At 42.3% G+C, this 15403-nt stretch carries 9 protein-coding genes; 7 read left to right on the forward strand and 2 right to left on the reverse strand.

The window, feature by feature from the left end; all coding sequences use genetic code 11:
• Positions 1 to 118: 118 nt before the first annotated feature.
• The gene (locus tag FJQ58_RS15105; protein WP_238404070.1) at positions 119 to 1786 is read right to left on the reverse strand and encodes a hypothetical protein; all 1668 of its coding nucleotides are present in this window, start codon (positions 1784 to 1786) and stop codon (positions 119 to 121) included.
• A gap of 158 nt (positions 1787 to 1944) precedes the next feature.
• Positions 1945 to 2313 carry a hypothetical protein gene (locus FJQ58_RS15110; RefSeq protein ID WP_139994823.1) on the reverse strand — a complete coding sequence of 123 codons (369 nt, stop codon included), beginning with the start codon at positions 2311 to 2313 and terminating at the stop codon, positions 1945 to 1947.
• Between the two features lie 360 nt (positions 2314 to 2673).
• Here FJQ58_RS15110 and FJQ58_RS15115 point away from each other — a divergent pair, with 360 nt between their 5' ends.
• The 7 genes from FJQ58_RS15115 to FJQ58_RS15145 all read left to right on the forward strand — a co-directional run bounded on the left by FJQ58_RS15115 (position 2674) and on the right by FJQ58_RS15145 (position 15193).
• Entirely contained in the window at positions 2674 to 4107 is a 1434-nt protein-coding gene (locus tag FJQ58_RS15115; protein ID WP_139995000.1) for a Wadjet anti-phage system protein JetA family protein, read from the forward strand.
• Positions 4104 to 4712 carry a DUF4194 domain-containing protein gene (locus FJQ58_RS15120; RefSeq protein WP_139994825.1) on the forward strand — a complete coding sequence of 203 codons (609 nt, stop codon included), beginning with the start codon at positions 4104 to 4106 and terminating at the stop codon, positions 4710 to 4712. Before FJQ58_RS15115 ends, FJQ58_RS15120 begins: the two co-directional genes overlap by 4 nt.
• The gene (locus FJQ58_RS15125) at positions 4681 to 8202 is read left to right on the forward strand and encodes an ATP-binding protein (protein WP_139994827.1); all 3522 of its coding nucleotides are present in this window, start codon (positions 4681 to 4683) and stop codon (positions 8200 to 8202) included. The genes FJQ58_RS15120 and FJQ58_RS15125 overlap by 32 nt, the downstream gene beginning before the upstream one ends.
• A gap of 219 nt (positions 8203 to 8421) precedes the next feature.
• On the forward strand, positions 8422 to 9495 hold the full coding sequence (locus tag FJQ58_RS15130) for a Wadjet anti-phage system protein JetD domain-containing protein (RefSeq protein ID WP_162341506.1): 1074 nt from the start codon (positions 8422 to 8424) through the stop codon (positions 9493 to 9495).
• Positions 9496 to 9619: 124 nt separating this feature from the next.
• Positions 9620 to 10270 (forward strand): hypothetical protein, encoded by a 651-nt coding sequence (locus FJQ58_RS15135; RefSeq protein ID WP_139994831.1) that lies wholly within the window; start codon positions 9620 to 9622, stop codon positions 10268 to 10270.
• Between the two features lie 287 nt (positions 10271 to 10557).
• Positions 10558 to 13818, forward strand: a complete 3261-nt coding sequence (locus FJQ58_RS15140; RefSeq protein ID WP_139994833.1) for a serine/threonine-protein kinase — start codon at positions 10558 to 10560, stop codon at positions 13816 to 13818.
• On the forward strand, positions 13805 to 15193 hold the full coding sequence (locus FJQ58_RS15145; RefSeq protein WP_139994835.1) for a hypothetical protein: 1389 nt from the start codon (positions 13805 to 13807) through the stop codon (positions 15191 to 15193). The genes FJQ58_RS15140 and FJQ58_RS15145 overlap by 14 nt, the downstream gene beginning before the upstream one ends.
• Positions 15194 to 15403: the final 210 nt, after the last annotated feature.

A 15403-nucleotide genomic window follows, 5' to 3' on the forward strand; every position in this document is an offset into this window, starting at 1 on the left:
TTCGCCTTGAAGCCATAGTATGAATTCAGTCCTGTGAAGAACACATACTCTCGTGAACCGTTGTCGATAAAAATAAAGCAAGCGAATCTGAAGATGGAATGATTCACTTGCTCTACCTTTACCACCATTTGTAACTGTTACGCTCTAGCCCCTTTTGGTCAGAGTTCTTTCGGTGATCACGTTTCCCGAAAAATTCGTCTTCCCGGGCAATCGTTGGGTCATACCAGTCTGCCTTGGCTTTTGCCCATTCAATCCATTCCACTGTCTTTGGATCAAGGTTTCCAGATGCCTCAACTGCGGTAATGTAACGTCTTATTTTGCAGGCGTTATCGTAATCCTCCGATAGATTTTCCAACATCAGTGTTTGGCTGACTTCTTCATTTACACGCTGACGGTGTTCCTCTTTTCGACGTTCCTCTTCCTTACGCTTGCGTTCGGCAGCTTCTCGGGCCTCGCGCTCTTGCCGGAGTATATCTGAAGCTTCGTAAAACGAAATCATTAGGTCGCCAAGGCGGTCTTCAATGACATATGATTTACAATCTCGGAAGCTTTTTGAGCTATTCACCGTAATGGTAATTCGGCCATTGTAAAAATAGTCATACTTTCTGATTTTTGGCTTTGAAGCCCACGAATGGCGGCGTTTGTCTTCTTCATACTTTAGTAGTTTTATATTTTCTTCTTTCGTAGGAATATGCTGAATTTCGTCCTTTGCTTCTGTTACCGAGACAGAGACGGTTTCACCGTTGACAACAAATTTTAAATCGCTAGTTAGGGAGCATTCGAGCGGCTCCATGGCTTTGATTAGCGCATCAAAGAGATGCAACACCCTAGGCAAGGATTCTTCAGAAACCGTGTCGGCAAGAAACAGAGGAGTATCCATAGCTCTTCTATTATAACCTTTGCTTTCTTGCTCCCTATGTTTTCTCTTCCAATCAATGACTGATTTTCGGTGGGCTACAATTGTCGGATGCATTTTGGCGTTCACATCGGGCAGTCTGATTTGCGTTGCAATAGAGAGAACAACACTTCTATCTTCTTTAGTTAAAAAGCTGAGTGTCTCTTTCTCAAGTGGTGGACTGTAATCTGATCCGGTTCGTACCCCTGATTTTTTAGTAGGCTTGTTGGTTATAGGTAACGGAGTACGGGTCACTCGCTTGCCTGCTCGAAGCTTGGCCCAATACCCAACTGGAGGCGTGGGGATATCCAAGGACTGGCATACCTTGCGGATTGCGACATCCGAGACAGCATACCGTTTAGCTATTTCGGTTACGGGAGCCAACCATATTTCATTGTATAGAAGCTCTCTGTCATAAATATTGAAGGTTTGTCCAGATTGCTCATATGTTTCTGGTAGGTCAATTGTTTGAGCGACCTCGCTGGCATCATCCTTCATTGTTGTAGAAGGGAAGGGAGCCTGCTCCTCCACTGGTAATGTAGGAGCTTCGAGTGCTGTTGATGCTTCAGCGATGCCTGCTTCCAACTCGGCTTTGCTGTAGCTTTCAATCGTTAAGCTTTGCCGCTTCTTTTTAGGAGTAGAAGGGCGGGAGTAGGATAACAGAATGATTTCGTCTGCCGGCTCCGGTAATTCAAGCTTGGTTACAGGCTTGTTAAAATTGAGCTTCGTCCAGTATCCAGACGGAGGAATCGGAATGCCCGCGTCTTTAATCTGTTTCATAAGGTGGGTATAAGGGAGGTTGTATTTTTTGGCTACTCCGGCGACTGATATTTCCCAGATTTCCTCGTATAATTGCTTTCGAGTCATTTCAATATTCGAATACTCGGGCAAAGCACTTCCCTCCTCTCCTTCACTTGACGAGCTTACTTCAATGATGGGAACAACTGCAGGTTCAATTCTAGTTGGTTGCTCTTTTTGTGCGACTTGTTGAACTGCTTCTTTATCATCATGAAAGTCAATTGCAGTGTGTTTACCCTGCAGTGTGTGATTTACCTGCGGTGCAAGGAGTGCGTCGAATTGTTTGATTCCTCCAATCCCTCGTTTTCGCTTAATAGAAAAACCAGATCCCGTTTCATTTCTTCGAATTGATCAATGATCGTATTCAAGTTTTTTTCAATATTCTCCACCTGAATTGCATTGATCTTGCCGTGATTATAGGCAATAAGCCGTTCCGGTACGATGGTATAAGACCAACTCTCCCTATATCGATCTTCATTACGAATTGCAAAACCAATGGGCAACAAGTCATTTCTCATGCCGAGTGTCAGCATGTTTGGGGATATGCCCAGGTAATCTGCTGCAATTTTAATGGTAATTTTGGACATGCCTCTGATCTCTTCATCCGAATACTTCGCCATACGTTCACCTCCTTTATTAAGGCGTATTTCTTCCTGATTAATATCGCTGGTTTCATTTTTATCATACTACATAGTAGTATGCCGGGCAGTAATTTTTCAGTGTTCAAGCAATGTTATCAAAGCAAATTTTCCACATAGAAAATCATATATTCAGACAAAAGAGCCATATGGCTGTAAGGGATGTAAGAGATTTAATTATGATGTGACTCCATCTTTAGGCAGTAAGAGGTAGAAGGATACGATGCCATTACTGTCGAAATTTATATAAATGCGTCGATAACTGGAGATGGCATAAGGCCGAGTATTAACAAGCCTATTGGCGCAAGAGTTTCTATTCTAATGAGGGAATGTGTGACGAGTATGAAATTGTTCGACATTATTCCGGATCGACTGTTTACGTTGCTTGCGGGCTCTAATAAGCACATCTATGCTGAGGCTCTTTTGTTGCTGTACGATCAGGCACAGACAGAGCGCTTCGGCATTCGTTTTAACGTCATGCGGGATTTACTGCAGGAGATGCTCGATACCCGGCGCGAATTGGGTGAGGATATTGCTGTATTGGATACGGAAGATGAGGCGAGCGTGCGTGGTGACGATCTGAGACAGATCAATATGGAAGACCTTACGAGAGCTCAAGCGAATGCAATGTTGCGGCGACTGGAAGAGCGGAAGTGGATCGATGTGGAGAGCCGAGCTCAGTTCGAGCGTTTCATTGTATTGCCCCACTATGCTAGTCGGCTGATTGGTGTGTTAAAAGAGCTATGCGATGCGAGGACGGTTGAGTACCAGCGGTTTGCTTTTTTGGTCTACCAATCGCTGACCGGAGAAGGAGCTCGGCTGCAGCCATGTTCGGCCGTTATGAGTGCGGCGGAAGTAAGTGGACAGTTTCGACAGGAGCTTGTGGGGCTTTACAACAATATGAAGCACTTGATGGAACAGGTTGTTCAGAAAACATCAATACAGGATGTGCTGGACCATCATTTTGATCATTATAAAACGCAAATTATTGACAAGAGTTATCACCGACTGAAGACATCCGATCATGTTGCCCGTTATCGGATGCAAATTCTGAATACAATACAGCAATGGCTACTGGATCGGCCACAATTGGAAGAGGCTGCACGCGACGGGGTGAAGAGCGGATTATACGCTGCGGTAGACGAGGCGGGGCAGGCAGTTAAGCAGGCACTCTTTTTCATTGAAGAAACGTTTAACGGACTGGATGAGTTGTTCTACCAAATCGATTTACGGCACAATCAATACTTGCGTTCCTCTTATGATCGTGCTCGCTATTTGAGTCAGCAGAATGAAGGCATAGATCAGCAGCTTGCACGTTTAATTGAACGGCTGAGCAAAGACTTATCAATGGATGCTACGGAGTCCTTGTTCGCACTGCGCCAGACCCGCGCTCTTTCTGAACAATCCTTACTGCCGCCGCGCCGCAAGCGGGCGCCTCATCAACCTGATGTGCATGTAGCTGTGGAGATGCCTGATCATCTACTGGAGGAATTGCGAACCAAAAACCTAGAACGAATGCGCAAGGCGATTACCCGAAAGAAGGTCGATGATTATGTAACGAATCGTTTGGGTGAACGGGCAGAGATGGAGATGGCGGAACTCGCACCCGAGAATGCGGAGCAGTTCATTATGCTGGGCTATATTTATTTGTATGGATCAGATGGGGGCTCGAACTTCCTGATTCGGCGAAGTGATGGCCGTAATATTCTAACGATTGGCGGTTATCGCTTCGATAACCATACAATTGTTAAGAAGAAAGGGGGCTCGAAAAGATGATGTTTGACGAATTGAGTGAATCTGAGCAAGCCAAGGTTCGTCATGTATTGAATCGGCTATTCGAGGTCAATCTGCTGGTTAGAGACAAGGACCGTGAAGCTTATGCCATCATACGGCGTCATAGTCAGGCACTTGAAGCCTACTTTCAATTTCTTGGTTGGGAACTAACAGTTGATGAACGTCATGAATGCGTCTTTCTTCACCTTCCGGATGGACGGCTCCGCAGGCGGCTGGATAGGGAACAGACCCTTTGGCTACTTGTGCTGCGGCTTCTGTATGAGGAGAAGCGACAAGGCTTGTCGTTAGCTGATTATCCGATGGTGACGTTGCATGAAATTCGTAGTAAGTTTGAGACGTTTCGGATTGAATGGGTGGGACGGACAGCGCTGGACAAGCTTATTCGGTTGTGTGCACAATTTCAGTTGCTCGAAGCGATGGATGAGGATCATAGAGCGGACGATGCTCGGTTCAAACTATACCATACTTGGATGTATGTTGTTCAGGCTGACGAGATCGCTCAACTTACGGAAAGACTGGAACGCTACGATGCCGCAGAGGAAGGAGGATTGCTGGATGAAATGGATGACACGGCTCCGGTTGATTAACTGGCACTACTTCAAGGATGTAACTATGGAATTTGGCCGACAGACATTAATTACAGGACAAAATGCCGCCGGTAAATCGACGATTATTGACGCCCTTCAGGTGCTGTTTGTAGTTGATCAGCGACTTATCCGCTTCAACGCAGCGGCTCACGATGAGGCGAAGCGCAGTTTTGAGAATTATCTAATGGGTAAGATTGGAAGCGATGAGCGTTCGTACGTTCGGGACGGGGATTTTACGACCTACATTATTGCTGAGTTCCTAGACGAGGACAAGAAGGAATCGTTTGTTATTGGTGCAGCTATTGACGTGTACCGCGACCGTTCGTATGAGGAAGAGTATTTTATATTGGCTGCATGCAAGTTGGATCAGCTTGACTTTATTAATCCGCAAGGGCAGTTGCTGAATCGGGAAGCGTTTAAACGACGATATGGAGCCGGTGTTGGAGAAGGAGAACTGTGGCCTGGTGTGAGACAGAGTACAAGGGGGCGGGCCCTGTTCGAGCGTAACAAGTCCAACTATCAGAAAGCGTTGTTGGCAAGACTGGGTCAACTGCAGGATCGATTTTTCCATATATTCACCAAAGCACTGTCGTTTAAGCCGATTCGAAATATCCGGGCGTTTGTTTACGACTACATCCTGGACAAGCGTGAATTGCAGTTGGATTTGATGAAGCAGAATTTCGAGATTCATGAGCGCTACAGACAGGAACTTGAACTACTTCAGAAGCGCAAATTACAGTTGAAGGGAATTCGAGATGGCTATCAGGAGTATGCCCGGCTCAAAGAAACAATCAAAGAGCAGGACTATGTTATTCGAAAATTAAAATTGTTGTATGAAGCAGAGAATCTTGAGCAACAGGAGCGTTTGAAGCATCAAGCGGAGGAAAAGTTGGCTAACTTACAGGAAAGTGCTGGATTGGCAGAGCGTAAGTTGAATGAGGCGCGTGAACAGTCACAGTTCGCTTACCAGCGCTGGCAGAATCATGCGGATGAAAGACGCAAGCAGGAACTGGAGGCTGAAATCCAAGAGCTTGAGACGAAACGTGGGGAACTGGAGAAATTATTGTCCATTTACTGTACCAAGCTTGATCGGGAGAGACAATTGCTGGAGAACTTCTCCACCTGGCCGTCCGGGAAATATTGGTCGTGGGAAACAGGAGAGCGGGAGCAGATTGGACAATATGCGGAGCATCTAGCGGGATTGCTGGCGATTGTAGACAAAGGCAATGCAGAAGATTTGGATGAAGAAGCATGGGCTTCGAGGCTTGTTGCGATTGGCGAAGCTCGATCCGGTTGGTATGAACGGCTGTTGATTGGCGAAGCTCGCTTATTGGAAACACTGAAGACGGCGAGGGAGCAGGCGACCGAACTGGAGAGCATTATCCGTGATCTTGAACAGAAGCGGCGCAGCTATGCGGAGCCGGTCAGACAGTTGAAGGCATTGCTGGAGGAGCGGTTAAGGGGACGTTCTGCGGTCTGGATTTTTTGTGAAGAAGCAGAACTTGTTGACGAGAGCTGGCGGGATGCGCTGGAAGGTTATCTGAATACGCAACGATTCGATCTATTGGTGGAACCGGAATACTTCGCGGAGGCGCTAGGCATCTATGAACGAGAGAAATGGACGCAAAAGCTCGAAGGCGTGGGTCTGGTCGATACTGACAAAGAACGAAAATATTTAGGTACGGCGGAGCCAGGTTCGCTCGCCCATGAGCTTATTGCCGAGCATCCTGTCGTTCGGGCTCGAGCCGAGCATCTGCTAGGCAGGGTGATGAAAGCCAAGGACGAGCAAGAGTTGCGGCGGCATCATACAGCCGTTACGCGTAGTTGTATGGTATACAACAATCTTGTGGCCAGACAAATCCCGAAAAAGTATTATGAAATTCCTTATATCGGAACAAAGGCAATTGCTAGCCAATTGGAGATACGTAAGTCGGAGCTTCAGGAGGTGAAGGAAACAATCACCAGACTGCGGGAATTGGCGGATGGCTTCCGAGAGTGGATGGATCGGCTTCGGGACAAGGATGCTGTGTATAACGGCTTATCCTCTCACCTCGCATTGCCGCGAGAGTTGAAAGCTTGCAGGTGTCGTCAGGAACAAGTGCTACTAGAATGGGAAGGACTCAATCTGGAGGAAGCCGAACGCCTTAAGGCTGAGTACGAGCATTGGCGCGAGGCGGAGAAGCAATGGAGGGAAAACTGGGGGGGCCTCTTGCAGGATAAAGGCACGGTTGAAGCCGAGTGTAAGCAGCTTGTGGGAGCTTTGCTCGTTCACCAGAATAAAGTACGAGATGCTGAATTCATCCTTGAGCAATGGGTAGGTGAGTATGGTGCTGAGAGTGAGCAGCGAGCCAAGCAGCGTTTTGAGGAAGCGGAGCGATCAACGACAGTCAGTACGTGGCAAAAGTTACAAAACTGGGAACGTAGCTCCAAGGGACTACAGACCAAGCGTGATGACCAATTCAACTATGTTGCCAAACACAGGCAAAAGTACAATGTTGATCATGCCTTCAGCGGTGATGCGAACGATTCCGAGAATGATGCCTATGACCGTCTGCTTGATACAATCGAGCATCTTAACATTCCAGAATATCAGCAAAAGGTCGCAGAGGCGCTTGCAGAATCCGAGGAGGAGTTCAAGTCCCACTTCGTATTCAAGCTGCGGGAAGCAATTGAGATGGCGCGGCGTGAATTCCAACAATTGAATTATGCGCTGCGCAACTTCCCCTTTTCTGACGACAAGTATCACTTCGAGGTTTCGCCGAGCGAACGGTACAAGAAATTTTATGAGGCAGTGATGGACCCGCTTTTGATGGAGAAAGGTTCTCTGTTCGACCTGCCGGAAAATGATCGGACAGCAGTGCTACATGAATTGTTCGAAATGCTGGTGCGTGGAGAGGCCGGGCAGATGGAGGAGTATGCTGATTACCGGCAATACCTGGACTTTGACATCATGGTTTCTTCGAGCAGCGGGGGGCGCTACCGGTTCTCGCATGTGCTTAAAGAGAAATCCGGCGGCGAGACACAGACTCCCTTCTATATTGCCATTCTGGCTTCGTTTCATCATTTGTATTCAAACAAAAGCTCACGTCTAGTTGTCTTCGATGAAGCGTTCAACAAGATGGACGAACAGCGTATTCAATCCAGTTTACGGCTAATTAAGCAAATGGGACTGCAATTGGTCGCCGCTGTTCCGGACGAGAAAATGCAGCATATGGCACCCGAAGTGACGACTACGCTGTTCGTCAGTAAGCATGACTACCAGTGCTTTGTTGATATGATTGACCGCTGGGTCCCAGACGAAGCAGAATTAGATAAAGACATGGCAGAGACGAGCCCTACATTTCACAATGTTGAAGCAATCGAAAAGTCGGTAGACCTTAAGCAAGATAAATTTCCCGATGCAGACTCATCCTCGTCCAAGTTCGGGGAAAGCGCAGTGAGTCCTCCGTTTGAAAGTGAACGCCACGGGGGGCAAGGCACCTTGTTTTAAATCGGCAGAGAAAGGTAGGACTTGCGTATGGAAGCAGATGAAATAGGGTTTAAGCAGAAATTTGGCAGGGAGCTGCTGACCCTGTTTTTAGACAAATATGAGCAAAGCCAGTCATTTGCCACAGGGACTCCAGGAAAAATACGTCCCCAACTCGTAATTGGGAAGAGTCCTTTTGCTCGGGATTACAATGATGAGATGGACTTCCGAAAGCGCCATTGGATGAATGAAAGTCTACTAGAGCTAGAGCGAGTGGATGTTGTTGAACTTGCAAGGACTATATATCGTTCAGACGAAATAGAGAAAGTATACTTGCAGTGGAACGCTGTAGAGGAGGCGTACCGAATTTCCGGTCGGACTCCTTTGCGCGCCAAACTGGAGCAACTGCGGGCTTCTCTGGTCCCGCTGGGCTTTCATCCGTGGCGTTGGGTTCAAGAGTGGCGAAAGGAGGTGGACGACACGCTGGCGCAAGGCAAGACTGCCCGCCTCGATCCAGATGACGTGCAAGGGACGGCTGATCTAGTTCGCACGTTGAACGAGTTGCCGCTGCTTGGGGATCGCGCAGTACCGATTCGTATCTTTAGCCAGCAGTTGTTTCGAGATACGAAGCATCTGGAGCGTCAGACGCTCAAACGGCTGATTGCTCTGGCGAAGCAGGCTTCCGGTGAGCAGCGGGAGACAGAGGAAGAATGGCTGGATTACCTTGGTCTTACCCGTAATCCTCAGAGTGTCTCTTTATGCGGCCCGCTTGTCTTTCGAGCCCGTGACGGCAAGCAGGCTGACACCAGCGCATTTCCGGGCGGTCTTGGGCTTTCTGGTGAGACGATTGAAGCGATGACGCATTTCTTTATACCTGCTCGTCACATTCTTACCATAGAAAATTGGACGAGTTACCATCAGTATCTGGAACAGCCTTCGGTTCGTGCTGGCGAGGTTCTTGCCATCTACACAGGAGGGTACCCAAATCGTGTCCTGCAAAGCTTTCTTCGAAAGTTGAGTCAGGTAGTAAGTGAAGCGTCGAATCCGCCAGAACTGCTCCACTGGGGTGATATAGACCTTGGTGGAATCCGCATTTTTAAATGGCTTCAATTCAATTTTTTTCCCAGGCTTCGACCTTATCGGATGGGAGTGGATACGCTACTTCAGTACGAAGCACAAGCAGCGCCTGTCAGTGAAGAGTATGCCAGTCAGCTACTTCATGCGTTGAACGAACCAAGATATGCGGATTGGCTTCCGGTGCTGGAAATCATGTTAGAGCGCAGGATTCGTCTGGAGCAGGAATGTATCAATGAATGAGAGATGGATGAAATAAAAGCTTGCAGTGTATTGGCTGCTATTTCTTGGGTTGAAGCTTTTAAGCAAGGATCAGTAGATTAGGTTGCTGACACCCTATGAAATTAGTAGAAAGGAATAAATAATAATGAACTTTGAATTTAACTTCACGGGACTAAAAGATATTTATAATAATGCAGTTGATTCGTTCGATAAGACTTTATTGTTTGAATTAGAAATTAATAAAGGTAGATTTTTATTTATGATGTTTTTATCTGAAGAAGATGTTGAATCATTAGACTTATTATTTGTATATTTACGAAATATAAATCAAATTGTACAAATTAAACTCTACGGTAACCATAGAAAGGGGGATTTTAAGGTTTATTTAAAACCTGATCAAATAAGACTTATTATAGAAGAACTAAAATTAGGACAAGGGAGTATTGAATTTGATTTTAGTAGATTAATTAATCAAATGAATAATATGATGCCAAAATCAATTAGCCCTGAAGAGAAATTAACACAAATGAGAGAGAATAAAACAATCATGAATACAATTAATCCTGTTGATGAACCTAATAAATCAGTATTAATTGGAACAAAGAGAGTACCTCAAGGACAAACACCAAGAGATAAAACGTTAAGGAAACTATATTTGTATACTGAAGGCAGCTCAAATGATATTGAAAAAATCATCGAACTACTGAAAAAAGTGAATCACACTGTAGCATGGACCACTGAAGATAAAAGAAAAGAAGCAAAGAGTATAAATAAATTAATTTCAGATCTAGGTTGATCATTTGGGTTCATATAGTAAAAGCTCTGGCGGATAGCTTCCCACCGAGGGGGGCATAAGTGAAATTACATAAATTTATTGTCAGACTCATATAACCGTTATTTGCAATGATTTTCTCATCCCATTTTAAGCCTCGCAGCCTCAACTTTGAAAATATAATATATTGGGACTAGACTCGAGACCCAATATACTCTTAACACTAACACGATGTGCACCACTATGCGACTATGTTCCTGGTAAAATTATGATATAATATGAAGAAACTTAAAAAAGAATGAGGTCGAGATATGTCGTCAAATACAAGGTTCATGGAGAAAATTGCTGAAACACAAATTTCAATTATCTCTAAGTATTTCGACAAGATTAGAGAGCGCTATTTTGTTATTAAAGAAGTAAAGAATTTAGATCATTATGCTAAGATTTTCTTCGAAAGAGAAGTAAGCGCCCTTAGAAGGTTGAATCATAAAAACATCGTTAAAATGGATGAATATGAAATAACGCCTCCGCTCGAGGGTAAAGTTTCTGGAAAGATTTATTTGGAACATATCCCTGGTGAAGAGCTTTTAACTATAAATCGATCACTAATTGAACCTAGTGACAAAGTGAAAATCATTATTCAATTAGTGGATGCAGTAGAGGCAGCTCATAGTCAATCTATTATACATCGAGATATTAAGCCTTCAAATATAATGATTATTGATTATAAACAGCTTAAATTAATCGATTTCGGGCTATCAAAAATTAAAGGAATGATTACAGGAGATACCATCTATAAATATGGATCTAATTCCTATTCTGCTCCTGAAGTGGGATACCATCCTGAAAATGCTTCGTATCAAAGTGACATCTACTCTGTTGGTGCAACAATTTACTTTCTATTAACGGGGAAAGAACCAGATCTTCCAGAATACTTGATGGGTTCTATTGAACAAAACTCGGACGTCACTCCGCGTCTTAAACGATTGCTACTAAAGGCAGTAGAACCTGACTTGAAAAAACGATATGAAACAATTACTGACTTTAAAAGAGACTTAAATATGATAATGGTCGAGCTATTATCTGAATCAAGCTTTGCGATTGGTTTTCCCTTAGAGTTACTTAGCAAGGCGAAACGTCAAAAATATGTACCTGCTAACATAAATATTCATCAATTTATATGTAATTATCTAGATAAATGGTTCGGACAAGAAGTCTATGGCTTTATAGACTCAAAGCTGGAAACTGCAACGCTGCAAAATGGGGAGACCGTATCCTTTTATTGCCCTCACGGTTACCTCCTAGAATGTATTTATAAAGATGAGGACGAACGCTTTATTATTAGTGCGCTTAAGTACATTCAACCTAAATATAGAAACGCTACTCAGAAAAAGTATTTACGAATAAACGGGAAACCTGTCTTCTTTCATTCCATGGGATATCAACAGAAGGAACAATTTAAAACATATGAGATTGTTAATGAGTTAGTTGATCATAGGATGGATTATCAATCTGATGAAAGCAAGCAGACCGAATTTGAACGTTTTTTTGGACTCTGGTCCGATTATCTTGATAAAGAGAAGGAATTAATTATTTCGGCTGCTGAAAGCGTGGAGTACACAGATTTTAATTATAGTCATTCAGATAAAACTATGGAGTTCGAATTGATGGATTCTAATGTTGAGGATTTAGGTTTTACCAATGAAACGACTATTGTTTATGATCCGGATTTTATGGAACCCGAAAGGGGCAAAAGGTCAAAACCCGTAGTTATCGGAAAGTTTAAAGAAGTTGTATTTTATGATGAAAAGATTTACTTAATCGTGAAAGTAACAAACCGAGTACAAAATCTTCCTCAAAAAGGTATTCTTGTGGAAGATTATCGTATTAAGTTTGGATTAATTGATAAACAAAAAAGAGCCATTCGTGCTTTAAGTAACGATGAAGCGTTATGTAATGAGAATTTAAAGGATATTATTCTTGGTTTTGAAACACCTAAGTCTCTGGATAGTTTTAATTCAATTGAGTTTTTTAACCAAAGAATAGATTCTAACCAGAAAGAAGCTGTAAAAGTAGCTCTAAATACATCTTCAATTGCTCTTATTCAAGGACCACCGGGAACTGGTAAGACAACAGTGATCAGAGAAGTTGTAAATCAAATATTGAGCCGTAATGCTTTAAATATTTCACAAGAAAAATATAAAACCTTAATTGTTTCTCAGTCGCATACCGCAGTGGATAATGTGATAGAAGGACTACATTTCCCACAAAATCTTAACACAAAAATCATCCGCATCGGTGCAGACGAAAACATCTTACCAGCAATTCGGGATCAATATAGTGTCAATAATGCCAGGAATGTTTGGGAAAGAGAAACCAAAGAAGCATCTACCCAAAAAATGAGACAACTTGCAGAGCACTATGGAATTGATTTGTTTGAATTAGTTAAGTATGTTGATTTGAAGTCAAAGTTGCAAAAAACTGATGAAGAACTCTTGATTGTTCAACAAATTGAAGCAATGTATAATAGTGACCTCGAAAAAGCACGTATTTTAAGAACTGCAATGATTCAGAATGATTGGATAACTAGATTGGGACTGGCAAAAGATTCAGAAGCACGATTAATAGAAAACGCAACTATTGTAGCAGGTACTTGCACAGGGTTTAATTCCAATCCATCTACAAAAAATATGAGATTTGACTATGTTATCGTGGATGAAGGTGCTAAAGCGAGTGTGCCAGAACTATTAATACCGCTATTAAAAGGAAGTCGATTGATATTAGTAGGTGATCATAAACAGTTGCCCCCTGTTTTAAACATCGAAGCAATTAAGCGAAGTACCTTAGGTAAAAGGGAAGACTTTGAGAAAGGAATGTTTAAGCATTTATACGATAATTTCCCTGATACGAATCGAATCCGCTTGACTACTCAATATAGAATGCATCGAATAATTGGTAATATGATAAGTAAAGTTTTTTATGGCAACGAAATTCAAACGGGAATTGATGATTCTGAACGTTTGCATTCATTGAACTTATTCAAGGAAAAACAACTGATATGGGTTAGTACAAGCAAGCTTTACAATCGCAGAGAAACCTATAATTCCAAAAATAAAGCATTTAAAAACCACAAGGAAATTCAAATAATAAAAAAGATGCTCTTGGATCTTGATAGAGAAGAGTGTACTCAAGGATATGAAATAGCAGTAATTACGGGATACAATTTGCAAAAAACAATTATCAAGGATTTTGTTAACAGAACGGGATTTAAAAATATCAGGAATATAGAAGTCAATACAGTAGATTCATATCAAGGGAAGGATAAAGATATTGTCATCTATAGTACCGTCCGGAGTAACACATTCAGAGATATTGGATTCCAGAAATCTGAAAATAGAATTAACGTTGCTTTATCAAGAGCAAGAAAACTGCTTGTTATTGTAGGCGACAAAGATCACTTTATGAATAATACAGAACCCACCAATAGACTTCCCGATATTATTCGATATATCTCTCAAGCTGCGGGATGTGAAATCATCGATTATAAGGAGCAGGCACATGCGAGAAAATGATCATATATTAGACTTGAGGGCAAAAATACCGCCTCAATTAGAGGGGAACCGTTTCATTAAGTCAATTACGATTGGTTTACCTTTTGTACGGATGAAGTTGAATATCACTACACGAAGGGAGTATCATGTGCCTCTGGCACATGAAGCTGTTCTACGTTTAATAGAGGAAAAATGGAATAGCTACGATCAGATCCGAGAGATTTTAGGTATAGATCAGGATTATTTTGACAATATACTTTTGGAACTTGGCGAATCTGATTATATTACGCACCTAGGTAGAAAACTAGCGTTATCGGATGTAGGAAGAAAGCTTCTCACGGAACTAAAATCGATTCGGATTGAACCGGATTTTATGGAAAATGTGCATGTGAACATGCTTACAGGTGAAATTATTAAAGAAGAGAGTGAATATTTTTTTAAGTATAGAGAAAGGGCAAAGTGTGAGGTTTATCTTAATAACAAGATAGATCTTTTAGGTAATTTTCTTGTCAACCATGAGCAAGAGATCAGGGAACTTTATAATGTAAGAATCGGTGAGGATAGAAGTAAATCGATGAGCGATGACACTGTGGGAGAAGATGAATTGTATCGTGTCATCAATATTGAAGACTATATTGTTGTTTATGAAGAGCTCCTTGCACATGTATATTATTCAGATGAAACACAGAGACTCAATTATTACTTGGCAAATGAAGATGATGTGAAAAATGAATTGCATTATAGCTGCCTAAAAGATCAATTACGGGATCATCCGAAATCTTTTGATGGAGTATACAGTACTCTAATGTATAAAAAGCATAAAGATTCCAACTTGTTTAACTGGTACTCTGGAGAAAAATATTCTATGCCAGCCCTACAGCATAAGCGAGAAGAGTTAGCATTGCTTCTATCAAATACAGACATTCAACTTGATCAAATTAGTAGCCGTTACTACACGGACAGATTGTTGATGTATCGGGAATATCAAGAAATACTCAAAGCGCTTACTATAATAACACCTTATGAACTTGTAATTATTACAGATCAGTTTTATGATTTGCAAAATAGTGAATATAATTTACTCACTCTTATAGAATCTTTGTCCCAAAAAACCAAAATATATATTGGTCATAGTTCTTCGTCGAGAACTGTTATATCGAAAATCAAACAAAAGAATGTAAAAGAAGTGCGTTTTAAAGAGCTTTCAGATATTCGGGGCACACGAATAATAATTAATAACGAGTATATGATTGTAATTCATCTTGAGCCTTTCCGTGTAGGGAGCGAGTATATAATTGATGAGATTGGAATACTGACTTATGATCAGGAACAGATCTCGATTGTCAAAGATCTTTTTCAAGAACTCTTTCCGGCACCAGTGTCCGAGAAAACCTAATTTTGTCGATCCTCTACATAGGTCAGTTAGAAGACGATTTAATGATCTAACAATGTATATCATTTTTACTGATAATCTAATGCATTGGTGGCATGTTAAAGAGAGCCTATTAATAAGGCAGATATATTAATAGGCTAATATGAAATTAACCTATAATCGTTCTGAAATTATTAATATCTAACATCGCCTAAGTTCATTAGTTGTAAAGTT

It is taken from the genome of Paenibacillus paridis (assembly GCF_006345825.1).
GTDB classification, from domain to species: domain Bacteria; phylum Bacillota; class Bacilli; order Paenibacillales; family Paenibacillaceae; genus Pristimantibacillus; species Pristimantibacillus paridis.

Bases quoted from the DNA above. Each gene is read 5' to 3' on its own strand.
- FJQ58_RS15125 (WP_139994827.1), top strand. From the start codon at position 4,681: ATGAAATGGATGACACGGCTCCGGTTGATTAACTGGCACTACTTCAAG.
- FJQ58_RS15110 (WP_139994823.1), bottom strand. From the start codon at position 2,313: ATGGCGAAGTATTCGGATGAAGAGATCAGAGGCATGTCCAAAATTACC.
- FJQ58_RS15115 (WP_139995000.1), top strand. From the start codon at position 2,674: ATGAAATTGTTCGACATTATTCCGGATCGACTGTTTACGTTGCTTGCG.
- FJQ58_RS15140 (WP_139994833.1), top strand. From the start codon at position 10,558: ATGTCGTCAAATACAAGGTTCATGGAGAAAATTGCTGAAACACAAATT.
- FJQ58_RS15130 (WP_162341506.1), top strand. From the start codon at position 8,422: ATGAATGAAAGTCTACTAGAGCTAGAGCGAGTGGATGTTGTTGAACTT.
- FJQ58_RS15120 (WP_139994825.1), top strand. From the start codon at position 4,104: ATGATGTTTGACGAATTGAGTGAATCTGAGCAAGCCAAGGTTCGTCAT.
- FJQ58_RS15145 (WP_139994835.1), top strand. From the start codon at position 13,805: ATGCGAGAAAATGATCATATATTAGACTTGAGGGCAAAAATACCGCCT.
- FJQ58_RS15135 (WP_139994831.1), top strand. From the start codon at position 9,620: ATGAACTTTGAATTTAACTTCACGGGACTAAAAGATATTTATAATAAT.